We start from the raw sequence: 22,606 nt of genomic DNA, 5'->3' as shown, positions 1-22,606 counted from the left end.
ATTCCCCTGAGTTGACGAGGATTAATATTTAATACCTCTAAATAAGTAACACTCCCCCCATCATTAGCCCGGTTGTAGTCACGGGTGAAAATAATTATTAACAATGATGGGGTGAGTTATGTCCGAAGTTGAACATCACGACGGGATAAGCCGTCGAACTCTGGTTAAATCTACTGCCATAGGATCTCTGGCGCTTGCCGCCGGTGGGATCGCATTGCCTTTTGGTCTGAAAAGCGCCGCCGCCGCAGTGCAGACCGCTATTCAGCCAGCGGAAGATAAAGTCGTCTGGGGCGCCTGCTCGGTAAACTGCGGTAGCCGCTGCGCGCTGCGTCTGCACGTTCGCGATGACGAAGTCTATTGGGTTGAAACGGATAATACCGGCGAGGATGTTTACGGCAACCATCAGGTTCGCGCCTGCCTGCGAGGCCGTTCAATTCGCCGTCGCATTAATCATCCAGACCGTCTGAACTATCCGATGAAACGCGTGGGCAAACGCGGAGAAGGCAAGTTTGAACGTATCACCTGGGAAGAAGCGCTGGACACCATCGCCGCGAGCCTGAAAAGCGTGGTCGAAAAATACGGCAACGAAGCGGTCTACATTAACTACTCCTCCGGAATTGTCGGCGGCAATATCACCCGCTCCTCCCCTTACGCCTCGCTGGTGGCACGCCTGATGAACTGCTACGGCGGCTTCCTCAGCCACTACAGCACCGCGCAGATCGCCTGCGCAATGCCCTACACCTACGGCAGCAACGACGGCAACAGTACATCAGATATCGAAAACACCAAACTGGTGGTGATGTTCGGCAATAATCCGGCAGAAACGCGCATGAGCGGCGGCGGGATCACTTACTACCTTGAACAGGCACGTGAACGGTCTAACGCACGGATGATCGTTATCGATCCGCGCTACACCGACACCGCCGCAGGCCGCGAAGACGAGTGGATCCCGATTCGTCCGGGCACCGATGCCGCACTGGTGGCAGGTATTGCGTGGGTGCTGATTAATGAAAACCTCGTCGATCAGCCCTTCCTCGATAAATACTGCGTAGGTTATGACGAAAAAACCCTGCCGGAAGGCGCACCTGCTAATGGTCATTACAAAGCCTATATTCTCGGCCAGGGTGATGACAAAACCGCGAAAACTCCGGAGTGGGCGTCGCGCATTACAGGCATTCCTGCCGATCGCATTATTAAGCTGGCCCGTGAAATCGGTTCGGCAAAACCGGCCTACATTTGCCAGGGTTGGGGCCCGCAGCGTCAGGCCAACGGCGAGCAGACATCCCGCGCCATCGCCATGCTGCCGATCCTGACCGGCAACGTCGGCATTAACGGCGGCAACAGCGGCGCGCGCGAATCGACCTACACCATCACCATCGAACGTATGCCGCTGCCGGAAAATCCTGTGAAAACGCAAATCTCCTGCTTCAGCTGGACGGATGCCATCGTGCGTGGACCGGAGATGACCGCCCTGCGCGACGGCGTACGCGGTAAGGATAAGCTGGATGTGCCGATCAAATTCATCTGGAACTATGCGGGTAATACCATCATCAACCAGCACTCTGATATCAACAAAACTCACGACATTTTGCAGGATGAGAGTAAGTGCGAAACGATCGTCGTTATCGACAACTTCATGACCTCGTCCGCGAAGTATGCCGATATTGTCCTGCCGGACCTGATGACCGTTGAGCAGGAAGATATCATCCCCAACGATTACGCCGGCAACATGGGATACCTGATTTTCCTCCAGCCGGTAACCGCCCCGAAGTTTGAGCGCAAACCCATCTACTGGATCATGAGCGAAGTAGCGAAACGTCTCGGACCGGATGTCTATCAGAAATTCACCGAAGGCCGTACGCAGGAGCAGTGGCTGCGCTACCTTTACGCCAAAATGGTTGCCAAAGATCCGCTGCTGCCGTCCTACGACGCGCTGAAAAAAATGGGTATTTATAAGCGCAAAGATCCAAATGGACATTTTGTGGCCTATAAAAAATTCCGTGACGATCCGGATGCCAATCCGCTGAAAACCCCGTCGGGGAAAATCGAGATCTACTCCAGCAAGCTGGCGGATATTGCGGCAACCTGGGAACTGCAAAAAGACGAAACCATCACCCCGCTGCCAGTCTATACCTCAACCTTTGAAGGCTGGGACGCGCCCGAGCGCAGCAAATTCCCGCTGCAACTGTTCGGTTTCCACTTTAAAGCCCGTACCCACTCCAGCTACGGCAACGTGGATGTGCTCCAGGCCGCCTGTCGCCAGGAGGTGTGGCTTAACCCTGTAGACGCCGAGAAGCGCGGCATTAAAAACGGTGACACGGTGCGCGTGTTTAACGATCGCGGCGAAGTGCGCATTGCCGCCAAAGTCACCCCGCGCATCATGCCTGGTGTGAGCGCGATGGGCCAGGGCGCCTGGCATGACGCCAACATGAACGGCGATCGTGTCGATCACGGCTCCTGCATCAATACCCTGACCACACACCGCCCGTCACCGCTGGCGAAAGGCAATCCGCAGCACACGAACCTGGTGCAGATCGAGAAGGCATAAGGATTAACCGATGACAACCCAGTATGGATTTTTTATTGATTCCAGCCGCTGCACCGGGTGTAAAACCTGCGAGCTGGCCTGCAAGGATTATAAAGACCTGACCCCGGACGTCAGCTTCCGTCGTATTTATGAATACGCGGGCGGCGACTGGCAGGAGGATAACGGCGTCTGGCATCAGAACGTCTTCGCCTATTACCTGTCGATTGCCTGCAACCACTGCGAAGATCCGGCCTGCACCAAGGTCTGCCCGAGCGGGGCAATGCACAAGCGCGACGACGGTTTTGTGGTGGTGAACGAGGATGTCTGCATCGGCTGTCGCTACTGCCACATGGCCTGCCCGTACGGCGCGCCGCAGTATAACGCGGCTAAAGGCCACATGACCAAGTGCGACGGCTGCCACAGCCGCGTGGCGGACGGCAAAAAGCCCATCTGCGTCGAGTCCTGCCCGCTGCGCGCGCTGGACTTTGGCCCGATTGAAGAGCTGCGCAAAAAACACGGCCAGCTTGCTGCGGTCGCGCCGCTGCCGTCTGCGCACTTCACGAAGCCGAGTATTGTGATTAAACCTAACGCCAACAGCCGTCCGACGGGTGACACCACCGGCTACCTGGCAAACCCGAAGGAGGTGTGAGATGGGAAGTGGATGGCATGAATGGCCGCTGGTGATCTTCACCGTTTTCGGGCAGTGCGTGGCTGGCGCATTAATCGTGATGGGCTTCGCCTGGCTGAATGAAGGTGATGACAAGGCCAGAATACGCATCGTGCGCAGCCTGTTTTTTCTCTGGCTGGTAATGGGTATTGGGTTTATGGCCTCGGTACTGCATCTTGGCTCCCCGCTGCGCGCCTTCAACTCGCTTAACCGCGTGGGAGCGTCAGCGCTGAGTAATGAGATCGCGGCGGGTTCGATCTTCTTTGCCGTGGGCGGTTTCTGGTGGCTGGTGTCGGTTATCGGTAAAATGCCCCCAGCTCTGGGCAAAATCTGGCTGGTTGTCAGCCAGCTCCTGGGTGTCGTTTTTGTCTGGGCGATGACCCGGGTCTATCAGATCGATACCGTTCCGACCTGGTATACGGGCTACACCACGTTGGCCTTCTTCCTGACGATGGCTCTTACTGGCCCGATGCTGGCCGCGCTGCTTCTGCGGGTCGCAAACGTGACATACAAAGGTACCCTTGCCGCGTCTGTCAGCGTACTGGCACTCATCGCCTGCGTGGCGGTCGTCGTGTTGCAAAGCAATACGCTGGGGACGATCCAGAGTTCTATCCAGCAGGCTAACGCCCTGCTGCCGGATTATGGTTCGCTTCAGGTATGGCGCATCGCGCTGCTGGCGGCGGGTTTAGGCTGCTGGATCTGTCCACTTATTCGTCGTCAGGAACCGAAAACGCTCGGCCTGTTTGCAGGTTTCGTGCTGGTGGCTGTGGGTGAAATGATTGGCCGTGGGCTATTTTATGGTTTGCATATGACCGCTGGGTTAGCAATTGCAGGTTAACACAGGTGCGCGGGCTACCCCCGCGCACAAATAAGGAAAGTTGTAATGAATGACGTCTCACACCGCGAATCGTTCGCGTTCAGCGCCCGGGTACTGGGCGCGCTGTTTTATTTTGCCCCTGACAGCGAGCAGACCGCACCGCTGGTGAGTGCCCTGACCGCAGGTGACTGGATGCAGGACTGGCCGCTGGCGCAGGAAAGCCTGCAGCCCGTGGCCAGTATGTTTAAGAACCCGTCGGACGAAGCGTTGAAAGACGCCTGGCAGCGTCTGTTTATTGGCCCGTATGCCCTGCCCGCCCCCCCGTGGGGCTCCGTCTGGCTCGATCGCGAGTCCGTGCTGTTTGGCGATTCGACCCTTGCATTGCGCCAGTGGATGCGTGAAAACCATATCGCCTTTGAGATGCAGCAGAATGAGCCGGAAGATCACTTCGGAACGTTGCTGATGCTGGCGGCATGGCTTGCCGAGAACGGTCGCGACACAGAACGCGACCAGCTTATGGCCTGGCATCTGCTGCCGTGGAGCACGCGTTTCCTTAGCGTATTCGTTGAAAACGCGGCCCATCCGTTCTACACGGCGCTGGGTAAACTTGCCCAGCTGACGCTGGCAGAATGGCAGTCCACTTTGCTGATCCCGATTGCAGAAAAAACGCTGTACCGATAACAGCTCCTGGCTTGTACATCCGTTGTGTAAGCCAGGTTCGGACATTTTTGCTGCAACGCAGATCCGGAACTGCTATACTGTATATAATTACAGTACTGGAGGTGCAAAATGGCTGTTGAAACAAAATTCGTGGTCGTAAGAAAAGGTGAAGAGAAAATGACTTTTGCCAGTAAGAAAGAGGCTGACGCTCACGACAAACTGCTCGACATGGCAGAAGCGTTCACCGACTGGCTGCTGCAAAGCGGAATGCAGATGGATGAAACGCAGGCGGAAAACCTTGGTCTGTATCTTGCCGAGCAGAAAGAGTCCGTGCAGCATATCCTGCGTACCAGCAAGCTTCCCGAGCTCAATGCTGCAACGGATAAAACAGCGCCAGAGGCGGATAGCAGCAAAAAAATCCGGGCCGTCAAAGCCGCCTGATCGTCAGAACGACTCATCACCTGTCCTGCTGCCGCGGGCCGGAAACGGCTCGCGGCTTAATAGTGCGGTAAATTATCACACAACTCTTGCAACTCGTTGATTAGTCTGGCCACATGGAAACCATCACAGACAGAATGATGAACCTGAACGGCGAAAGGCAACAAGACTTTTCCATCCTGGTTAAAGTATTTTCCAAACGTGAACATGGGCGCAAAAAAGTTCTGCATGTTAGCCACGTTGATATTAAAACTGGTAAAACTGACCCACGGAATATCCGATATGAAGAATATATTTTCCCGGTACTCTTCTTTGGGCCAGTAGGCAAGATTATCACCATAGAGAGAAACGTCTTCTGCATAAACGTTCTGAAAGTGATGAATATTCCCGTCGAAGTGACTCCATAATGATGAAAACGTCTCCGTCTCTTTATGGAAAAGGGTATAGCTGGGATGCACCTCATTCCATATTACAAGCTCATTATTCTTCATAGCCATACGGAACTCAGAATGGCGGTTAACGACTGTCGAAATAAGGGAAATAATCGAAGGATAAAATTTCCAGCCAACCTGTTTGATATGCTTCAGCAGCGCAGTGATATCCAGCTGAACCGTTTGGTTAATCGTGCATTGAGCAAAGCTCTGAAAGACTTCAAAATGTTCTTTCCTTGCCCAACTCGATAAGTCTACAGCCGTATATTCTGGCGTTATTTTTGTCATTTCTTTGCCTTAATTAAGCAGCGCTATATAAAATAGTAGCGTACCACAAACCCAGGAGCTGTATAGACCGTCGAGCAGAGGCTGCCTTAAATTTTCAACGTATCAATAACCGCTCTCAGCGCCGGGGACACGTTGCGGTGCGGAAAATAGAGGTAAAGCCCTTCCATCCGCAGGCTGTAGCGCTGTAAGACGCGTATAAGCGTGCCACGCTCCAGATCGTCAGACACCAGCTCAACCGGGACATAGGCCAGCCCGAGTTCCAGCCGGGCCGCTTCGGCCTCCATGTAGCTGTCGGAAAAGGCCCATTGCCCCTCAGGCCGGTGCGTAACTCGTTTCCCGTCCTGAACAAGCTCCCATTGATAGTGGTTACCGTCTGCAAACTGGTAGGCAATGCAGGGATGAGCATCCAGATCGGCGGGCGTCTGCGGGAAACCATAGCGCCGAAAATGCGCCGGGGCGGCAACCACAGCCATCTCCATATCGGGCGTGATGCGCACCGCAATCATTCCTTGTCCCACCTCCGGTCCCAGCCGGACGCCCGCGTCGAATCGCTCCGCAATGATATCCACGAACCGGCTCTCATTCATCAATTCCAGACGGATATCCGGGTAACGCTGTTTGAAGATAGCGAGCTTTGGCAGAAGACATTTCTCGATGGCGTGCTGGCTGGCATTAATGCGCACCGTGCCGGACGGCGTCTGGCGGTAATGCGCCAGTCTGGTCAACCCGGTATCAAGCGCATCAAAGGCGGAACCGGCGGTCTGGTAAAGCTGTTCCCCGGCGTGTGTCAGCGACAGCTTGCGCGTAGTACGCACCAGAAGCTGAACGCCCAGCCGCTCTTCCAGCTCGCGAACCGATCGGCTGATGCCGGATTGCGCCAGCCCGAGCCGCTGTGCGGCTGCCGTAAAGCTTCCCTCCCGCACCACCTGGATAAAGAGATACAGCTCATTATAGTTTTCCCGCTTCGCCATCATGCCTCGTCAATTCATAACAAAATGATATTAATCCTAGCAGCTTCAGGCCTCTAATCAGCACTATTTCTGCTAACTATAATGGCCTCATTACAACAACACACGGTACCTCTTATGAAAACATTCACCCAAAAACTGTCCGTTGCGCTGCTGTTATGCGCATCATTAAGTGGAGTGACAACAATGAGTTATGCAGAAACGCTAAATCCTAACGCCCCCGTTTCGATGGTGACAACCTGGGATAAAACCTTCGCCGAGAGCAATAAAGTCAACCACCGCAAAGTGACGTTCCAGAACCGGTACGGGATCACCCTGGTGGGCGATCTGTACATTCCCAGGAACAACGGCGACCATAAACTGGCGGCGATAGCTGTCAGTGGGCCGTTCGGCGCGGTTAAAGAACAATCCAGCGGTCTGTACGCCCAGACTCTGGCTGAGCAGGGGTTCGTGGCCCTGGCCTTCGACCCATCCTACACGGGGGAAAGTGGCGGCCAGCCGCGTAACGTTGCCTCCCCTGACATCAACACCGAAGACTTTAGCGCCGCTGTGGATTTCCTGGGGTTACAGAAAGAAGTCGACCGTAACCGTATCGGCATTCTTGGTATCTGCGGCTGGGGCGGTATGGCGCTGAACGCGGCATCCATGGATACCCGCGTGAAGGCGGTCGCCACCAGCGTAATGTACGATATGAGCCGCGCGATGGGTCACGGCGTGGGCAACGGGAAAGATCGCTATTCAGCGGCCGATCGTCGGGCCGTATTGCAGTATCTGAACGCGCAGCGCTGGAAAGATGCTGAAAGCGGCACTTTCGCCCATGGCGGCCACGATATTAATGTCGATGAGAATGGCAAGGTGACGGCGGCCGAGCGCATTCTGCCGGAAGCACTGCCCACCGATCCGCATCCGGTACTGAAAGAGTTCTATGATTACTACCGTATGCCGCGCGGTTTCCATGCCCGTTCCGTAAACTCCACCGGCGCGTGGACTGCGACCATGCCGTTATCCTTTATGAATATGCCGCTGCTGAGCTATGCCGGGGAGATCACTATCCCAACGCTGATTGTGACCGGTGAAAACGCACACTCTCGTTATTTTGCGGAGGATGCGTTCAAGGCCGTCGGCAGCAAAGAGAAAGAGCTGGTGATTGTTCCCGGTGCAAACCATGTTGATCTCTATGATAACGTCGAAGGAAAAATCCCGTTCGCGCAGTTTGAGCAGTTCTTCAAAACCAGTCTGAAATAACACTCTAAGCCCCCGGAAATCACGGGGGCATCTCTTCTCATCGTCGTGAATGACACCTATGTCTACACTGAATCAAATCCCATCCCGCTACAGCGAGCATGCACACTGGGACGGTATTTTTGCCCGTCAGTCTGCTCGTGGTATCAGCAATAAGGCATTATATTAACAGGGTTATTTTATTTAATTACAAAACCTCGAATACCTCCCGTTGAAATAATAATTAAGCAATATCCTGGTCAGTCGGCGACATCGCTTTGTTAGCTTGAGAAGTCAGGCAAAGCTCAAACTGGAGGTATTCTTTGCTGATTAAATTAAAGAAAGAACGAACGCATCTGGAGGATCGTCGTCTTGCACTCTGGCTGGCGACCTCCGCGGGACTGCTGAATGCCATTGCGCTGGGCGCGTTCGGCTTTTTCCCCTCTCATATGACGGGTAATACATCGCAGTTATCCAGCGAAGTTTCCTCCACCGATCTCAGTGATATTCTTTTTTTTGGCGCCATTATTCTGTCGTTTGTCACTGGCGCCATTGTTGCGCGGATTATTGTTATCTGGGGAATTATCCATAACGTCAGGCTGATATTCAGCCAGGTTTTATTTGTTGAAGGGCTATTACTTGCCGGGGTATCCCTTTATGAAATGTATTTTCACTCCTTCGCCACGAATAAAGAGATTATTCTTTTCCTGTGCGGTTTGATGGGAATTCATAACTCCACCTCAACTCAGCTTTCCGGCGGTCGGGTGAGATCCACGCACATTACCGGTACGCTGACCGATGCCGGCATTTCGCTGGCCTCCGTCATGGTCGCCATGCTGCGCCGGGATTATTCCAAAGACACGGCCGCGCAAAAGAGCCAGCTCAAAACCCATTTAACCACCCTTTTCTCGTTTATTACCGGCGGGATTGCGGGGCTGATCCTCTTCAGAGAGTTTGGATTCCACGCGATGCTGGCACTGGGCCTGATGCTGGTGTTTATCGCTGCCTTTTCAATCGTTCGTATCTCGTGGCGCGTTCGAAAGGTACGCGCCGCGCTTAGTCGATAGGGTGATCAGCACGCCTCAAGTGACGTTGTCACTTGAGGCGTGCTTCTTTAAGACTATTCTGCCTTCCCACTGACAGCCCTTACGCCATAAGGCTTAACTCAGGTTGTCACTAATTTCATAGGGTTACTGTTTTACCCCCTTTGCTGGAACCCTTCCGTTTCGCTTGCTATAGGTGAAGTACCCCTGCCGAAACATGGCATAACAACAGGCAACCGCAACAGGTGGTTGCTATAACGCATGCGCACAGGGAGACACACCGCAATGCACCCATTACTTAAACGTTCGCTGCTTTTTGTCGGCGCGATTATCGTGGTCCTCGCTCTCCTCACCTGGGGAATTGGACTGGAGACAATTAAGGCGCGCCAGGTTGACCTGCTCTACCTCGGTCAACAACACCTGATTCTGGTCTTTTCATCAATGTTCTTTGCCCTGCTGGTGGGCATTCCAAGCGGTATTCTGCTGAGCCGTCCAGCGGCACGGGGTATCGCCGAATACGTGATGCAAATCTTTAACGTGGGCAACACCCTGCCGCCGCTGGCCGTTCTGGCGCTGGCGATGGTGGTGATTGGCATCGGTGATAAACCGGCCATTATCGCCCTCTTTCTCGCTTCTTTGCTGCCAATTGTGCGTAACACCTATGCCGGGCTGTGCTCTGTTCCCGCGTCGTTGCTGGAAGCGGCAAACGGCATCGGCATGACCAAATGGCAGCGCCTGCATCAGGTCGAAATTCCTAACGCCTGGCCGGTGATGCTTTCCGGTATTCGCATTGCCACTGCGATTAACGTCGGTACCGCACCGCTGGCATTCCTGATTGGCGCCAGCAGCTACGGCGAGCTGATTTTCCCGGGGATCTATCTGAATGACTTCCCGACGCTGATCCTGGGCGCGGCGGCCACCGCCCTGTTCGCCCTGATTCTGGATACGCTGCTGGCGGCACTGGGTCGACTACTGAGCCCGCATCTCGCGCGATAATTATAACAAGGAGCTTCTATGAGACTGTTTTCCGGCCTGACGGCGCTGTGCGCCGCCGCGCTCTTCACCAGCCAGGCGCTCGCCGCGCCGCTGATCCTGGCAACAAAGAGCTTTACCGAGCAGCACATTCTCTCGGCCATGACCGTACAGTATCTGCAAAAGAAAGGATTTCAGGTGCAGCCGCAGACTAATATTGCGACGGTGATTTCCCGTAACGCGATGATTAACAAGCAGATTGATATGACCTGGGAGTACACCGGCACGTCGCTGATCATCTTCAACCATATCAACAAACGCATGTCGCCGCAGGAGTCATACGAGACGGTGAAACGCCTCGACGCAAAGCACGGTCTGGTGTGGCTTAAACCTGCCGATATGAACAATACCTATGCCTTTGCCATGCAGCGCAAGCGCGCCGAGGCTGAACATATCAATACCATGTCTGAGATGGTGGCAAAGATTGAGCAGATCCGTAAAACCGATCCGGATAACAACTGGCTGCTGGGCCTTGACCTGGAATTTGCCGGGCGTAGCGACGGGATGAAACCGTTGCAGGCGGCCTACAACATGGAGCTGGACCGCCCGCAGATCCGCCAGATGGATCCGGGGCTGGTCTATAACGCGGTGCGCGACGGGTTTGTCGATGCCGGGCTGATCTACACCACCGACGGGCGCGTGAAGGGCTTCGATCTTAAAGTGCTGGAAGACGATAAAGGCTTCTTCCCGAGTTACGCCGTGACGCCAGTTGTTCGAAAAGACACGCTGGAGGCTAACCCGGGGCTGGAGGAGGCGCTGAACACCCTCTCAGCCCAGCTCAACAACGACGTTATCACCGAACTGAATAAGAAGGTGGATATCGACCATCAGTCACCGCAGCAGGTCGCCCGTGATTTCCTGCGTAGCAAACAGTTGCTGTAGGAGGCGCTATGGAGACGATTCACTATATTCTCGACAACTGGGACTATCTCTTAACCCTGACGCTGCAACACCTCTGGCTGGTGGCACTCGCCGTGGGCCTGGCGATTGTTATTGGCGTGCCGCTGGGTATTTTAATTGTCCGCCATAAATGGCTGGCAACGCCGGTGCTGGGGATTGCCACCATTGTGCTCACCATCCCGTCAATTGCGCTTTTCGGCCTGATGATCCCGCTCTTTTCGCTGATCGGTCAGGGCATTGGCGCCCTGCCCGCGATTACGGCGGTGTTCCTCTATTCACTGCTGCCGATTGTGCGCAACACCCACACGGCGCTCGACAGCCTGCCACCCGGCCTGCGCGAAGCGGGACGCGGCATCGGCATGACCTTCTGGCAGCGTCTGCGCTGGGTGGAGATCCCGATGGCGCTGCCGGTCATTTTTGGCGGCATACGCACCGCCGTGGTGATGAACATCGGCGTCATGGCGATTGCTGCCGTGATTGGCGCGGGCGGTCTGGGCCTGCTGCTGCTTAACGGTATTGGCGGGAGTGATATTCGTATGTTAATTGCGGGCGCGCTGATGATTTGTCTTTTAGCGATTGTGCTCGACTGGTTGCTGCACCGTTTGCAGGTGGTACTGACTCCGAAGGGGATTCGATAATGATAAAACTGGAAAACCTCACCAAACAATTTTCACAGAAGCACGGCCAGACGTTTAAGGCCGTCGACAACGTCAACCTGAACGTGCCTGAAGGGGAAATGTGCGTCCTGCTCGGCCCGTCCGGCTGCGGGAAAACCACTACCCTGAAGATGATTAACCGTCTCATTACGCCAAGCAGCGGGACGATCCTGATTAACGGCGAAGACACCAGCGGGATGGACACCGTGACCCTGCGCCGCAACATTGGCTACGTGATCCAGCAGATTGGCCTGTTCCCGAACATGACTATCGAAGAGAACATTACCGTCGTGCCGCGCATGCTGGGCTGGGACAAAGCGCGCTGTAAATCCCGTGCCGAGGAGCTGATGGATATGGTGGCAATGGATCCACATAAATTCCTTCACCGCTATCCGCGCGAAATGTCCGGCGGTCAGCAGCAGCGTATCGGCGTCATCCGCGCGCTGGCAGCGGATCCTCCGGTCCTGCTGATGGATGAACCGTTCGGCGCGGTCGACCCGATTAACCGTGAGGTGATCCAGAACCAGTTCCTGGAGATGCAGCGCAAGCTGAAAAAGACCGTGATGCTGGTGAGCCACGATATTGACGAAGCGCTGAAGCTGGGCGACCGTATTGCCGTCTTCCGTCAGGGACGTATCGTTCAGTGCGCCAGCCCGGACGAGCTGCTGGCGAAACCCGCCAATGAGTTTGTCGGCTCGTTTGTTGGTCAGGACCGGACGTTGAAACGCCTGCTGCTGGTATCCGCGGGCGACGTCACCGACCAGCAGCCGACGATTACGGTACGCGAATCGACGCCGCTGCCAGAGGCCTTCGCCACCATGGATGACAACGATATTCGCGCCATTACCGTGGTTGATGATCTCGGCAAACCGCTGGGCTTTGTGAAGCGCCGCGAAGCGCGTAATGCCAGCGGCAGCTGCGGTGATATTCTGCATCCGTTCCGCATGACAGGTAAGGCCGAGGATAACCTGCGCGTGGTGCTTTCTCGCCTGTATGAGAGCAACACCAGCTGGATGCCGATTGTGGACGAGGACGGACGCTATAACGGCGAGATATCCCAGGATTATATTGCGGAGTATTTGAGTTCCGGGCGTACGCGCCGGGCATTGAATATTCATAGCGAGAGTTAAGCATTCAGGCCGGGTACTGCCCGGCCTTTTTCCGCACGCATACCTTTTGCTAACCTCACGTTTTCCCGCCACAATATCGTATCGTCCCCGTTAATCACGACTTCATGCAACGTCTTCACGCATACCCCGACATCCGCGCGATGTTTCGCCGTCTCCTGATTGCTACCGTCACCGGCGTGCTGGCAGCGCTGGCCGTTGCGGTGTTCCGCCACAGCATGTATCTGCTGGAGTGGTTGTTTCTCAGCAACGAAAGCGGAAGCCTGGTGAACGCCGCTGCCGCGTTATCGCCCTGGCGGCGGGCGCTGACGCCTGCGCTGGGTGGTCTGGCCGCGGGAGTGCTGCTGTGGGGATGGCAGCGCATGACGGCACAACGTCCCCACGCCCCGACCGATTATATGGAGGCGCTGGAGACGGGTGATGGCCAGTTTGATTACGGCGCCAGCCTGGTGAAATCCCTCGCCTCGTTGCTGGTGGTCGCCAGCGGCAGCGCCATCGGCCGGGAAGGCGCCATGATCCTGCTTGCCGCCCTCGCTGCCTCCTTTTTTGCACAACGTTGTACGCCGAAATCCGAATGGAAACTGTGGATCGCCTGCGGTGCCGCCGCCGGGATGGCCAGCGCCTATCATGCGCCGCTGGCGGGCAGCCTGTTTATCGCAGAGATCCTGTTTGGCACACTTATGCTGGCCTCCCTCGGCCCGGTGATGATTGCCGCTGTGGTGGCTCTGCTGACCACGCGCCTGTTAAGTCCCGGCGCGAATACACTTTATGATGTCCATCTCAGCGAGATGCTTACGGCGGTGGATTATTTCCTGATCGTTGGCGTGGGTCTGCTGGCTGGGCTGTGCGGCCCGCTTTTGATGTGGCTAATGGCTTTCAGCCATTCTCTGTTTCTGCGTCTCAAACTTTCACCGCCGTGGCAGCTGGCACTGGGGGGGCTGATCGTCGGGCTGCTGTCGCTGCTGACGCCGAAGGTATGGGGGAATGGCTACAGCGTGGTTCAGGCGTTTTTGCAGTCGCCGCCGCTGCTGTCGGTAATTGCCGGCGTCTTTATCTGCAAGCTCCTGGCGGTGCTGGCAAGCAGCGGGTCCGGCGCACCGGGAGGCGTGTTTACGCCAACCTTGTTCGTTGGTATGGCAACGGGAATGCTGTTTGCGCAGATCTTTGCGCTGTGGTTTCCTGGCTCTGAGACGGCGATCCTGCTTGGGCTGGCGGGTATGGCGACGCTGCTCGCCGCCACAACGCATGCGCCAATCATGTCGGCCTTGATGGTATGTGAGATGACCGGGCAGTATTTTTTACTTCCCGGTTTGCTGGTTGCCTGTGTTGTGGCGTCGGTATTGTCGAGAACGCTACGCCACGACTCGATCTACGGCCAGCATACCGCCGAAAGCCGAGAGATCGATATAGTGCGCTAATTCGCGCTGCTCGGCGCGGGGCAGATAAGGCAGTTCGCCTACCAACGGGCCAGGCAGCTTTTTGCTCAGCACGTCGATGATTTCTGCGTAGTGCGCAAGGCCCGGGTTAATACGGTTCGCCACCCAACCAATCAGTGGCAGGCCGTCATTAGCGATAGCCTGCGCCGTCAGCAAGGCATGGTTGATGCACCCTTCCTGAATGCCCACGACCATAATCACCGGCAGCTGCTCCTGCACCACCCACTCGGAAAGGGGACGTAAATCGTTCATCAGGCTGCGCCAGCCACCGGTCCCTTCAACGACAACGTGGTCAACCTTTTCACTCAGATTTGCCAGGCCGTCAGAGAGCAGACTGTAGTTGATAAGCCCACTGTGAGCGACGCTGCTTTCCTCTTCGCTTAACGCGATGGGATTGACGGCATCATAAGGCAGTTCCAGAGACGAGACGCTTTGCAGAACCAGGGCGTCCTTATTGCGCAGCCCTTCTGGCGTCTCTTTACTGCCTTTTGCTACCGGCTTGTATCCTGCAACGCGTTTACCGCTTGCCGCCAGGGCCTGAAGTAACGCGCGGGATACGACGGTCTTCCCGACAGACGTATCCGTACCAGTAATAAAGAAACGCTTAAGCATGACTCATTCCACCTCTTGGGTATGCTTCAAAAAATATAAACCAGGTAAATAATTCAGTGGGGAAAGTCTACGGGAAGCGTGCGCTACCCGGCTTGAGATAGCGCAATTTTTCGTACATCTATGGAAAAGAGTTAGCCCTGAAGCAAACGAATCAGTAACGAGCCGTTGTACATCGCATCTTTTACCAGCGCGGCGCCAGCCATCGTACCCTGGTTGGAAAATTGCGTACTTTCGACCACGATGTTTTTACTGTACGCGGGAAGCGCCTGCTGGTTGATGCAGGCGGAAATTGCCGGAAAGAGGATATCCGCCGCCTGGCTGAGCGGGGAGCCGATCAGTATTTTTTGCGGGTTAAACAGGTTCACCATAATGGCCAGAATGCGCCCGACATTATTGCCCACGCCGGTAATGATGTCCTTCGCCAGCAGATCGCCCTGCCTTGCCGCAGTGCACAATGCCTCGACGCTCAACGGTTGACCGTGCAGCGTGGAGCTCATTGACTGGCTGAGCCGCACCTGCGCCAGCTCCAGCACGCTTTCGACGCTGGCAATCGTCTCCAGACAACCATGATTACCGCAGTAGCAGCGTTTTCCGTACGGATCGACCTGCGTATGGCCAATCTCCACCAGGCTACTGCTGCCAGCATGCAACAGACGCCCGTCGGTGATCACACCTGCGCCAACGTTATGATCAATCACCACCTGAATTACGTCGCGCGCGCCCCGGGAAGCGCCAAATAACGCCTCAGCCATCGTCCAGGCGCTGATATCATGCTGAATGTAGACCGGCACACCGGTGTGGTTTTCCAGCACGTCGCCCAGCGGCATCTCTTTGACGTTTTCATAAAACGGCATGCGGTGCACAATGCCATTTTCGGTATCAATAATTCCCGGCAGGGTGATCGCAATCGCCGTTAAACGTTCAAGGCGCTGCTGGTGACGAATAAAGAACTGGTCGATGTGGGTCAGAATGGCATCGAGGAGTGGTTGCTCTGCATCGAGCGGGAGTTCCAGCCGGTCTTCCACCACCAGCTTGCTGCTGAGGTCGCGCAGCGCGAGGAAGATTTCCCCGCGGCTAATTCGCAGCGACAGGTAGTGCCAGGCTTCCGTTTCCACCACCAGCCCTACCGCCGGACGGCCACGGCTTCCCGGCTCCTGAATTTCTGTCTCCTGAACCAGATGGGCTTCCAGCATTTCGCGGACAATCTTGGTAATACTGGCGGGTGCCAGTTGTGCCAGGCGCGAAAGATCGATACGCGAAACCGGACCCAGCTGATCAATCAGGCGATAAACGGCGCCCGCGTTGGTCTGCTTGATCTGATCGATATGCCCTGGCTGACTATCAGCAACCACCTCGTACTCCCTTATTTTCGAGCTTCGAAATAAACTGAGGGCTATGGTGAAGCACTTCAATGGCTGACGTCAAATTTTTACTTAGCCATGTGATTTACTGCACATTTTCGCCCGCTTTTCCCTATAAATAACGCCCGTGAGAAGCGGTAATTAATTGTTCTTTGAAACGCTGTGCCGCATGGCTCTGTTCATGATGTTTAGACCACACCAGCCACATCTCCGAGACCGCATCCTGCTCGGCAATATTCACCCAGCGCATTTCCGGCAGTTGTACCCGTTTAAACGAGGCCGGAAGAATCGACACGCCAAGTCCTGCGGCAACGAGACCAATGATCGTCATGGCTTCCCCCACTTCCTGCGCGATAGTCGGGACAAGGCCATATCGCCGCATCAGACCAAGAATATCGTCATACAATCCGGTACCCACCTGTGGGTCAAAAAAGACAAAGGGTTCTTTCGCCAGTTCAGCCAGCGTGACGCTATGCTGCGCGGCGAGCGGGTGATCCCGGGGGATCATCGCCATCAGCGGTTCGCGGAGGATCACCTGCCACGCCAGGGTATCAGGCAACTGCGTGTTACGCATTAGCCCCAGGTCGAGCGATCCTTCATTAAGCGGCGATATTTGCTCCCGGGTATTTATTTCGCGCGTCTGAATATGCACATCCGGAAAGTTACTGCGAAACGAGGATAGCGTTTGTGAAACAGCGCTGATGAAGGGGGCCGACGAGGTAAACCCGATGCGCAGCTCTCCCGTCTCCCCGAGATGAAGCCGTTCCGCTCTGGCGGCGGCGTCCACCACCATACTCAGGATCTGTCGGCTATCGGCGAGAAACTGTTTTCCCGCCGCCGTCAGGCTCACGCTGCGGTTGGTTCGCGCCAGCAGACGCGCCCCAACCTGCTGCTCAAGGATCTGGATCTGTTGGCTCAGCGGTGGCTGGGAGATATTCAGCCTTGCCGCAGCACGACCAAAATGGAGCTCTTCGGCGACGGCGACAAAATAGCGCAGATGGCGCAGCTCGATATTCATATTTTTAAAGTATCATTTGAGATTATTAATATATTAGACAGAATATTTACATTTTCCTACCCTAATCTTGTGGTCATACCCGTCACCAGAAACCACGGGGAAGTTTAAGCAAGGATTATGTGTGAGCCGTACAACGACCGTTGATATCGCGCCGGCCAGCGACATTGATGATTTACCCGCAGTACCGCAGCCGGTTCAGTTTATAAAACGTGGTACCCCCCAGTTTATGCGCGTCACGCTGGCGCTCTTCTCAGCGGGTCTCGCCACTTTCGCCCTGCTCTACTGCGTTCAGCCGATCCTGCCGGTCCTGTCGCATGAATTTGGCGTGTCGCCAGCCAGCAGCAGTATTTCGCTCTCCATTTCAACCGGGATGCTGGCGATCGGTCTGCTGTTCACCGGGCCACTTTCAGATGCCATCGGGCGTAAGCAGGTCATGGTAACGGCGTTAATGCTGGCCTCCGTGTGTACCTTGCTGTCCACCATGATGACCAGCTGGCACGGCATTCTGGTCATGCGCGCGCTGATTGGGTTATCCCTCAGCGGCGTGGCGGCGGTCGGGATGACCTATCTCAGCGAGGAGATCCACCCGAGTTTCGTGGCCTTCTCCATGGGGCTGTACATTAGCGGGAACTCTATCGGCGGGATGAGCGGACGCCTGCTCAGCGGTGTGTTTACCGATTTCTTTAACTGGCGCATTGCGCTGGCCGTAATCGGCTGCTTCGCCCTCGCTTCGGCGCTGATGTTCTGGAAAATCCTGCCGGAATCGCGCCATTTCCGCCCGACTTCCCTGCGTCCGAAAACACTGTTTATCAACTTCCGTCTGCACTGGCGCGACAAAGGTTTGCCGCGACTATTTCTGATGGGATTCCTGCTGATGGGGTCATTTGTCACGCTGTTTAACTATATTGGCTACCGGCTGATGCTTTCACCGTGGCATCTTAGCCAGGCATTGGTGGGTTTGCTCTCTGTGGCGTATCTCACCGGGACGTGGAGTTCGCCAAAAGCGGGCGCCATGACTGCGCGCTTCGGCCGTGGTCCGGTGATGCTGGTGTCCACAGCCGTGATGCTGTTCGGGCTGCTGATGACGCTTGTCTCTTCCCTGTGGCTGATTTTTGCCGGAATGCTGCTCTTCTCTGCGGGATTCTTTGCCGCGCATTCCGTTGCCAGCAGCTGGATTGGCCCACGCGCGCGCCGCGCTAAAGGTCAGGCTTCGTCACTGTATCTGTTCAGTTACTATCTTGGTTCCAGCATAGCCGGTACGCTCGGCGGGGTGTTCTGGCATAACTACGGCTGGAACGGCGTGGGCGGATTTATCGCGCTGATGCTGTGCGCGGCACTGCTGGTGGGCGCGAGCCTGCATAAACGACTGCATTAACATTCAGCCCTCTTCGTGTTTAAATCGAGCCGATGCTAATTTTTGTCATCGGCTGATTCAGACACGAGGACTTCATGAAAAACAATAACTATCAACAACTCACCCGCACCTTCCAGCGTCTCTCCCGCTTCTCTCACCTCTCCTCCATCGCCAGCTGGGACATGTTTACCATGATGCCGCCCGGCGGCAGCGCCGCGCGCGGTGAAGCGCTGGCGGAGATGAGCGTCCTGCAACATCAGATCCTGACCGATAAAAAAGTGGGTGAATGGCTGGCGGCGGCAGCAGAAGAAGATCTGAACGACGTTGAGCAGGCCAACCTGCGTGAAATGACGCGCCACTACCAGCAGGCCACTTTACTGCCGGAATCGCTGGTGGAGGCCAAATCGCTGGCGGGCAGCAGGTGTGAACACGCCTGGCGTACTCAGCGTCCGGCCAACGACTGGCAGGGCTTTTCAGCCAACCTGAAAGAGGTGGTGAAGCTCAGTCGTGAAGAGGCCCGCCTGCGCGCCGAGGCTAAAGGCTGCACGCCTTACGACGCGCTGCTGGATATCTTTGAACCCGACATGACCAGCGCTCGCCTGGATGTGCTGTTCGGCGATCTGAAGTCCTGGCTGCCGGAGCTGCTGGCAAAGGTTGTGGAAAAACAGGCTCAACGATCGTTCGTTCCGCCACAGGGTCCCTTCCCCACCGCCACCCAGCGCGAGCTGGGCCTGGAAGCGATGAAAATGCTTGGCTTCGATTTTAACGGCGGTCGTCTGGACGTTAGCGCCCACCCGTTCTGCGGCGGCGTTCCGGAAGATGTGCGTATCACCACGCGTTACGATGAAGATGAACTGCTCAGCGCGCTTTTCGGTGTGATCCACGAAACCGGACATGCCCGCTACGAGCAAAACCTTCCGCGAGCGTGGGCCGGCCAGCCCGTTGCGTTGGCGCGCTCTACGGCGATCCATGAATCCCAAAGTCTGTTCTTTGAAATGCAGCTGGGCCGCAGTGAAGCTTTCCTGAAGCAACTGCTTCCGGCGGTCCATGCCCGTTTCGGCAGCCAGGCGGCATTCGGTGAAGAGAATTTTATTGCCTGGAACCAGCGCGTGAAGCCGGGCTACATCCGCGTTGACGCGGATGAAGTGAGCTATCCGGCGCATGTGGTGCTGCGCTATGAGATCGAGCGCGCGCTGATCAATGGCGAAATTGAAGTGGATGATATCCCCGCGTTATGGGATGAGAAAATGCAGGCCTGGCTTGGATTATCCACCAAAGATAACTACCGCAACGGCTGTATGCAGGACATCCACTGGACCGACGGCGGTTTTGGCTACTTCCCGTCTTACACGCTGGGGGCAATGTATGCGGCACAGCTGTTTCATGCCGCCAAAACTGCGCTGCCCGGGTTGCAGGCATCCATTGCCGGGGGCGATTTCTCGGCGCTGTTTGACTGGCTGCGTCAGAATATCTGGCAGCACGGCAGCCGTTTCAGCACGTCGCAGCTCATCACCCAGGCCACAGGTGAAGATCTGAATATCCGCTACTTCCGCGAACACCTGACGTCCCGCTACCTGTAAACGAACGCGCCGGGGGCCACCCCGGCGTTGTACATATGGTTACACGCCGATACCAATCACTCACGGAAACCCCGAATTTACAGGGATATAGTTATTTCAACGGCCCCGCAGTGGGGTTAAATGAAAAACCAAATTCGAGGGTATGAAAATGAAAAAAGTATTAGCTCTGGTTGTTGCCGCTGCTATGGGTCTTTCTTCCGCTGCATTCGCGGCTGAAACTACCGCCACCGCAGCGCCTGCGGCATCCACCGCTGCTCCGGCCAAAACGGTTCACCATAAAAAACATCACAAAGCGGCTAAACCAGCGGCAGCACAGAAAGCGCAGGCCGCGAAAAAGCACCACAAAAAAGCGGCAAAACCTGCGGTAGAGCAGAAAGCCCAGGCGGCTAAAAAGCATCACAAAAAAGCGGCAAAACACGAAGCGGCTAAACCTGCTGCACAGCCAGCAGCGTAAGAGTACAAGCTTAACCGTGCCCTTCGGGGCACGTTGGTAAACCGGCGCTGAACGGGATTGCGGTCAGCGCCGGTTTTTTATCCGGAGGGCGTATGCTGCGGCGCTATCGGTTTGAGTTCATTCTTATCCTGCTAATTTTATGCGCGCTCATCGCCAGCCACTTTTATCTTTCCTGAATGTAGCACGCTGATTTTACTCCCACTTTCTCGCCGTCGCGTCTATAGTATTTTCATAGGGTTCACTTTTAATAATCATAATTACCCCCACCAGAGTGTGATATGCGTAAATCTGTTGTGTTGTTACTGGGAACGTTTAGCCTTTTTGCAGGCTTTTCACATGCGGATGAGGGCGACGATGACGCCATCAGCGCCAAAGAGATAAAGACGCTGTTTTTTGGTCATGACGATCGTACGCGTGTCACCGATCCTACCGAAGCGCCCTGGGATGCCATCGGGCAACTGGAAACCGCCAGCGGCAATCTATGTACCGCAACTCTCATAACGCCACGCCTTGCGCTGACGGCGGGTCATTGCCTGTTAATGCCGCCCGAAGGCAAACCGGATAAAGCGATCGCCCTGCGCTTTGTCTCGCAGAAAGGGATTTGGCGCTACGAAATTCACGGTATTGAGGGGCGGGTGGATCCGTCGCTCGGGAAACGCCTGAAACCGGATGGCGATGGCTGGATTGTGCCGCCCGGGGCGGCCTCCTGGGATTTCGGTCTGATCGTTTTACGTTACCCGCCGTCCGGGATCGCTCCGCTACCGCTCTTTAATGGTGACAAAGACGCGCTCACCGCCGCCCTGAAAGCCGCCGATCGAAAAGTGACGCAGTCAGGCTACCCTGTTGATCACCTCGATTCGCTGTACACCCATACGGACTGCGTGGTGACGGGCTGGGCGCAAAACAGCGTGCTTTCGCATCAGTGCGATACGCTACCGGGTGATAGCGGATCGCCCCTGATGTTAAAAACCGTTAACGGCTGGCAACTGATTGGCGTTCAGAGTTCTGCTCCGGCAGCGAAAGACCGCTGGCGCGCCGATAACCGAGCGTTAGCGGTGACCGGTTTTCGCGACCGGCTGGAAGCCCTGGCGCAGCAGTAGGTCACTCAGGCCAGTTTAATCATGATCATGCCAGCGAGCAGTAATACCAGCCCTATCCAGCCTTTATGGTTTAAACGCTGCCCGAACATAATCCAGCCTGCCGCCAGGGTGGCGGCAATACCGAAGCCGCCCCACAGCGCGTAGGCCACGGAAAGATCGATGCCTTTCACCGCCTGCGACAGGGCGCTAAACGCCCCCAGAACCGCGGCAATCGATAACAGGCCGTAGGCTTTGCGACGAAAGCCGTCGGAGAACTTCAAAAAGACGTTCGCAATAATTTCCAGAACGATGGCGAAAGCCAGCCAGGCCGCGTGGATCCATTCAAACTGCTGCATGGGTCTGCTCCTTCTGCTGTTTGGCTGGTTTGCGCGTACCCGATTTAATCAGCACGATACCTGCGACCAGGGTCGTCAGCCCGGCAATTTTCATTGTCGTCAGGGTTTCATCAAATATCATGACGCTGAACAGCGTGATCAATAAAATACCAACACCTTCCCACAAAGCGTATGCCACGCCCAGCGCGATTTTTTTAACCGCGAAAGAGAGGAATATATAGGAAAGTGTAATCATGACCAGCATCAAAATAAATCCGGTGTTGCCGTCACTCACGCTCGCCCATTTCATCGACAAGGTGCCGGTAATTTCAGCAACGATAGCCAGAGCTAATAAAATCCAGTAAAACATGTTTTTCTCCTGCTTGAGAATATAATCCATCGAGGCTCGCTGCGAACAGCAAACCAAAAAAGTGGGAATTAAATCAGTTAGCTAAGCGCATAGCGCCAGCTCAGGCAGAAGACGTGACTATAGCGCGGAACGCCAGTGTTGTTCACCGGAAAGCGTGCAGAGGGAGGTAGAAAACAGAGCAGAGTTGTTTGAAAAATACGTCCTGAACAAATTGTCCATAAAATTACAATTA

General features: G+C 55.5%; 24 protein-coding genes. 17 read left to right on the top strand and 7 right to left on the bottom strand.

Translation table 11 applies throughout. From position 1 onward, the window contains the following. Positions 1-118: 118 nt before the first annotated feature. The 5 genes from ynfE (at position 119) to L2Y28_RS09565 (ending at position 5,112) form a co-directional block, all read left to right on the top strand. A complete protein-coding gene (gene ynfE, locus L2Y28_RS09585) occupies positions 119-2,548 on the top strand; it encodes a selenate/tellurate reductase subunit YnfE (protein ID WP_022647980.1) in 2,430 nt (809 codons plus the stop codon). 10 nt (positions 2,549-2,558) lie between these two features. Further along, complete coding sequence (locus L2Y28_RS09580; RefSeq protein WP_022647979.1) at positions 2,559-3,176, top strand: DMSO/selenate family reductase complex B subunit; 618 nt, start codon at positions 2,559-2,561, stop codon at positions 3,174-3,176. A 1-nt stretch (position 3,177) separates the two neighbouring features. Beyond that, positions 3,178-4,032 carry a dimethyl sulfoxide reductase anchor subunit family protein gene (locus L2Y28_RS09575; RefSeq protein ID WP_022647978.1) on the top strand — a complete coding sequence of 285 codons (855 nt, stop codon included), beginning with the start codon at positions 3,178-3,180 and terminating at the stop codon, positions 4,030-4,032. A gap of 45 nt (positions 4,033-4,077) precedes the next feature. Next, on the top strand, positions 4,078-4,692 hold the full coding sequence (dmsD, locus tag L2Y28_RS09570; RefSeq protein ID WP_022647977.1) for a Tat proofreading chaperone DmsD: 615 nt from the start codon (positions 4,078-4,080) through the stop codon (positions 4,690-4,692). A gap of 108 nt (positions 4,693-4,800) precedes the next feature. Further along, a complete protein-coding gene (locus L2Y28_RS09565; protein WP_022647976.1) occupies positions 4,801-5,112 on the top strand; it encodes a YebG family protein in 312 nt (103 codons plus the stop codon). A 56-nt stretch (positions 5,113-5,168) separates the two neighbouring features. On the opposite strand, the gene catA is transcribed toward L2Y28_RS09565, so the two are convergent. Further along, positions 5,169-5,828 (bottom strand): type A chloramphenicol O-acetyltransferase, encoded by a 660-nt coding sequence (gene catA / locus L2Y28_RS09560; protein WP_022647975.1) that lies wholly within the window; start codon positions 5,826-5,828, stop codon positions 5,169-5,171. 86 nt (positions 5,829-5,914) lie between these two features. Continuing rightward, on the bottom strand, positions 5,915-6,799 hold the full coding sequence (locus L2Y28_RS09555) for a LysR family transcriptional regulator (protein WP_023330137.1): 885 nt from the start codon (positions 6,797-6,799) through the stop codon (positions 5,915-5,917). Positions 6,800-6,913: 114 nt separating this feature from the next. Between L2Y28_RS09555 and L2Y28_RS09550 the strand changes: the two genes are divergently transcribed. From L2Y28_RS09550 to clcB, 7 genes are all read left to right on the top strand, one after another. After that, a complete protein-coding gene (locus tag L2Y28_RS09550) occupies positions 6,914-8,041 on the top strand; it encodes an alpha/beta hydrolase (RefSeq protein WP_071785205.1) in 1,128 nt (375 codons plus the stop codon). A 299-nt stretch (positions 8,042-8,340) separates the two neighbouring features. Then, positions 8,341-9,084 (top strand): YoaK family protein, encoded by a 744-nt coding sequence (locus L2Y28_RS09545; protein ID WP_022647972.1) that lies wholly within the window; start codon positions 8,341-8,343, stop codon positions 9,082-9,084. Between the two features lie 261 nt (positions 9,085-9,345). Then, complete coding sequence (gene osmY / locus L2Y28_RS09540; protein ID WP_022647971.1) at positions 9,346-10,056, top strand: osmoprotectant ABC transporter permease OsmY; 711 nt, start codon at positions 9,346-9,348, stop codon at positions 10,054-10,056. A gap of 18 nt (positions 10,057-10,074) precedes the next feature. After that, entirely contained in the window at positions 10,075-10,974 is a 900-nt protein-coding gene (gene osmX / locus L2Y28_RS09535; RefSeq protein ID WP_017694085.1) for an osmoprotectant ABC transporter substrate-binding protein OsmX, read from the top strand. An 8-nt stretch (positions 10,975-10,982) separates the two neighbouring features. Beyond that, on the top strand, positions 10,983-11,630 hold the full coding sequence (gene osmW, locus L2Y28_RS09530; RefSeq protein ID WP_022647970.1) for an osmoprotectant ABC transporter permease OsmW: 648 nt from the start codon (positions 10,983-10,985) through the stop codon (positions 11,628-11,630). After that, positions 11,630-12,778, top strand: a complete 1,149-nt coding sequence (gene osmV / locus L2Y28_RS09525; protein WP_022647969.1) for an osmoprotectant ABC transporter ATP-binding protein OsmV — start codon at positions 11,630-11,632, stop codon at positions 12,776-12,778. Before osmW ends, osmV begins: the two co-directional genes overlap by 1 nt. 104 nt (positions 12,779-12,882) lie before the next feature. Continuing rightward, positions 12,883-14,193 carry a voltage-gated ClC-type chloride channel ClcB gene (clcB, locus tag L2Y28_RS09520; RefSeq protein ID WP_023330136.1) on the top strand — a complete coding sequence of 437 codons (1,311 nt, stop codon included), beginning with the start codon at positions 12,883-12,885 and terminating at the stop codon, positions 14,191-14,193. Here clcB and bioD read toward each other — a convergent pair. From bioD to L2Y28_RS09505, 3 genes are all read right to left on the bottom strand, one after another. Then, positions 14,128-14,823, bottom strand: coding sequence for a dethiobiotin synthase (gene bioD / locus L2Y28_RS09515; RefSeq protein ID WP_015570628.1), 696 nt, complete (start codon positions 14,821-14,823; stop codon positions 14,128-14,130). The two genes, clcB and bioD, sit on opposite strands and share 66 nt — an antisense overlap. A 131-nt stretch (positions 14,824-14,954) precedes the next feature. Next, the gene (gene mlc / locus L2Y28_RS09510; protein WP_022647966.1) at positions 14,955-16,175 is read right to left on the bottom strand and encodes a sugar metabolism global transcriptional regulator Mlc; all 1,221 of its coding nucleotides are present in this window, start codon (positions 16,173-16,175) and stop codon (positions 14,955-14,957) included. A gap of 121 nt (positions 16,176-16,296) precedes the next feature. Continuing rightward, a complete protein-coding gene (locus L2Y28_RS09505; RefSeq protein ID WP_022647965.1) occupies positions 16,297-17,202 on the bottom strand; it encodes a LysR family transcriptional regulator in 906 nt (301 codons plus the stop codon). Positions 17,203-17,323: 121 nt separating this feature from the next. Between L2Y28_RS09505 and L2Y28_RS09500 the strand changes: the two genes are divergently transcribed. The 5 genes from L2Y28_RS09500 (at position 17,324) to L2Y28_RS09485 (ending at position 21,690) form a co-directional block, all read left to right on the top strand. Beyond that, the gene (locus L2Y28_RS09500; RefSeq protein ID WP_022647964.1) at positions 17,324-18,577 is read left to right on the top strand and encodes an MFS transporter; all 1,254 of its coding nucleotides are present in this window, start codon (positions 17,324-17,326) and stop codon (positions 18,575-18,577) included. Positions 18,578-18,651: 74 nt separating this feature from the next. Further along, complete coding sequence (locus L2Y28_RS09495) at positions 18,652-20,136, top strand: carboxypeptidase M32 (RefSeq protein ID WP_022647963.1); 1,485 nt, start codon at positions 18,652-18,654, stop codon at positions 20,134-20,136. A 148-nt stretch (positions 20,137-20,284) separates the two neighbouring features. After that, complete coding sequence (gene asr / locus L2Y28_RS09490) at positions 20,285-20,590, top strand: acid resistance repetitive basic protein Asr (RefSeq protein WP_022647962.1); 306 nt, start codon at positions 20,285-20,287, stop codon at positions 20,588-20,590. Positions 20,591-20,682: 92 nt separating this feature from the next. Next, on the top strand, positions 20,683-20,766 hold the full coding sequence (locus L2Y28_RS25560; RefSeq protein ID WP_057979992.1) for a hypothetical protein: 84 nt from the start codon (positions 20,683-20,685) through the stop codon (positions 20,764-20,766). A 102-nt stretch (positions 20,767-20,868) separates the two neighbouring features. Continuing rightward, on the top strand, positions 20,869-21,690 hold the full coding sequence (locus L2Y28_RS09485; RefSeq protein ID WP_022647961.1) for a serine protease: 822 nt from the start codon (positions 20,869-20,871) through the stop codon (positions 21,688-21,690). A 5-nt stretch (positions 21,691-21,695) separates the two neighbouring features. Here the strand turns inward: L2Y28_RS09485 and mdtI are convergent, their stop codons facing one another. Together mdtI and mdtJ are read right to left on the bottom strand one after the other, a co-directional pair. Next, positions 21,696-22,025 (bottom strand): multidrug/spermidine efflux SMR transporter subunit MdtI, encoded by a 330-nt coding sequence (gene mdtI, locus L2Y28_RS09480; RefSeq protein WP_022647960.1) that lies wholly within the window; start codon positions 22,023-22,025, stop codon positions 21,696-21,698. Next, entirely contained in the window at positions 22,012-22,374 is a 363-nt protein-coding gene (gene mdtJ, locus L2Y28_RS09475; RefSeq protein WP_032622197.1) for a multidrug/spermidine efflux SMR transporter subunit MdtJ, read from the bottom strand. The genes mdtI and mdtJ overlap by 14 nt, the downstream gene beginning before the upstream one ends. Positions 22,375-22,606 lie beyond the last annotated feature (232 nt).

Origin of the sequence: Enterobacter sp. JH25 (genome assembly GCF_021725435.1) — a bacterium.
In the GTDB taxonomy this organism is placed as follows: domain Bacteria; phylum Pseudomonadota; class Gammaproteobacteria; order Enterobacterales; family Enterobacteriaceae; genus Enterobacter; species Enterobacter intestinihominis.
The sequence above is the reverse complement of the archived record's forward strand: the minus strand, read 5'-3'. Positions and strand labels throughout refer to the sequence as shown.

Excerpts from the sequence above, each read along its gene's own strand:
- L2Y28_RS09565 (WP_022647976.1), top strand. The coding sequence starts at position 4,801 with ATGGCTGTTGAAACAAAATTCGTGGTCGTAAGAAAAGGTGAAGAGAAA.
- ynfE (WP_022647980.1), top strand. The coding sequence starts at position 119 with ATGTCCGAAGTTGAACATCACGACGGGATAAGCCGTCGAACTCTGGTT.
- osmY (WP_022647971.1), top strand. The coding sequence starts at position 9,346 with ATGCACCCATTACTTAAACGTTCGCTGCTTTTTGTCGGCGCGATTATC.
- catA (WP_022647975.1), bottom strand. The coding sequence starts at position 5,828 with ATGACAAAAATAACGCCAGAATATACGGCTGTAGACTTATCGAGTTGG.
- osmV (WP_022647969.1), top strand. The coding sequence starts at position 11,630 with ATGATAAAACTGGAAAACCTCACCAAACAATTTTCACAGAAGCACGGC.
- L2Y28_RS09550 (WP_071785205.1), top strand. The coding sequence starts at position 6,914 with ATGAAAACATTCACCCAAAAACTGTCCGTTGCGCTGCTGTTATGCGCA.
- L2Y28_RS25560 (WP_057979992.1), top strand. The coding sequence starts at position 20,683 with ATGCTGCGGCGCTATCGGTTTGAGTTCATTCTTATCCTGCTAATTTTA.
- L2Y28_RS09580 (WP_022647979.1), top strand. The coding sequence starts at position 2,559 with ATGACAACCCAGTATGGATTTTTTATTGATTCCAGCCGCTGCACCGGG.
- L2Y28_RS09505 (WP_022647965.1), bottom strand. The coding sequence starts at position 17,202 with ATGAATATCGAGCTGCGCCATCTGCGCTATTTTGTCGCCGTCGCCGAA.
- dmsD (WP_022647977.1), top strand. The coding sequence starts at position 4,078 with ATGAATGACGTCTCACACCGCGAATCGTTCGCGTTCAGCGCCCGGGTA.
- mdtI (WP_022647960.1), bottom strand. The coding sequence starts at position 22,025 with ATGCAGCAGTTTGAATGGATCCACGCGGCCTGGCTGGCTTTCGCCATC.
- asr (WP_022647962.1), top strand. The coding sequence starts at position 20,285 with ATGAAAAAAGTATTAGCTCTGGTTGTTGCCGCTGCTATGGGTCTTTCT.
- mdtJ (WP_032622197.1), bottom strand. The coding sequence starts at position 22,374 with ATGTTTTACTGGATTTTATTAGCTCTGGCTATCGTTGCTGAAATTACC.
- L2Y28_RS09495 (WP_022647963.1), top strand. The coding sequence starts at position 18,652 with ATGAAAAACAATAACTATCAACAACTCACCCGCACCTTCCAGCGTCTC.
- osmX (WP_017694085.1), top strand. The coding sequence starts at position 10,075 with ATGAGACTGTTTTCCGGCCTGACGGCGCTGTGCGCCGCCGCGCTCTTC.
- L2Y28_RS09555 (WP_023330137.1), bottom strand. The coding sequence starts at position 6,799 with ATGGCGAAGCGGGAAAACTATAATGAGCTGTATCTCTTTATCCAGGTG.
- L2Y28_RS09575 (WP_022647978.1), top strand. The coding sequence starts at position 3,178 with ATGGGAAGTGGATGGCATGAATGGCCGCTGGTGATCTTCACCGTTTTC.
- bioD (WP_015570628.1), bottom strand. The coding sequence starts at position 14,823 with ATGCTTAAGCGTTTCTTTATTACTGGTACGGATACGTCTGTCGGGAAG.
- osmW (WP_022647970.1), top strand. The coding sequence starts at position 10,983 with ATGGAGACGATTCACTATATTCTCGACAACTGGGACTATCTCTTAACC.
- L2Y28_RS09485 (WP_022647961.1), top strand. The coding sequence starts at position 20,869 with ATGCGTAAATCTGTTGTGTTGTTACTGGGAACGTTTAGCCTTTTTGCA.
- clcB (WP_023330136.1), top strand. The coding sequence starts at position 12,883 with ATGCAACGTCTTCACGCATACCCCGACATCCGCGCGATGTTTCGCCGT.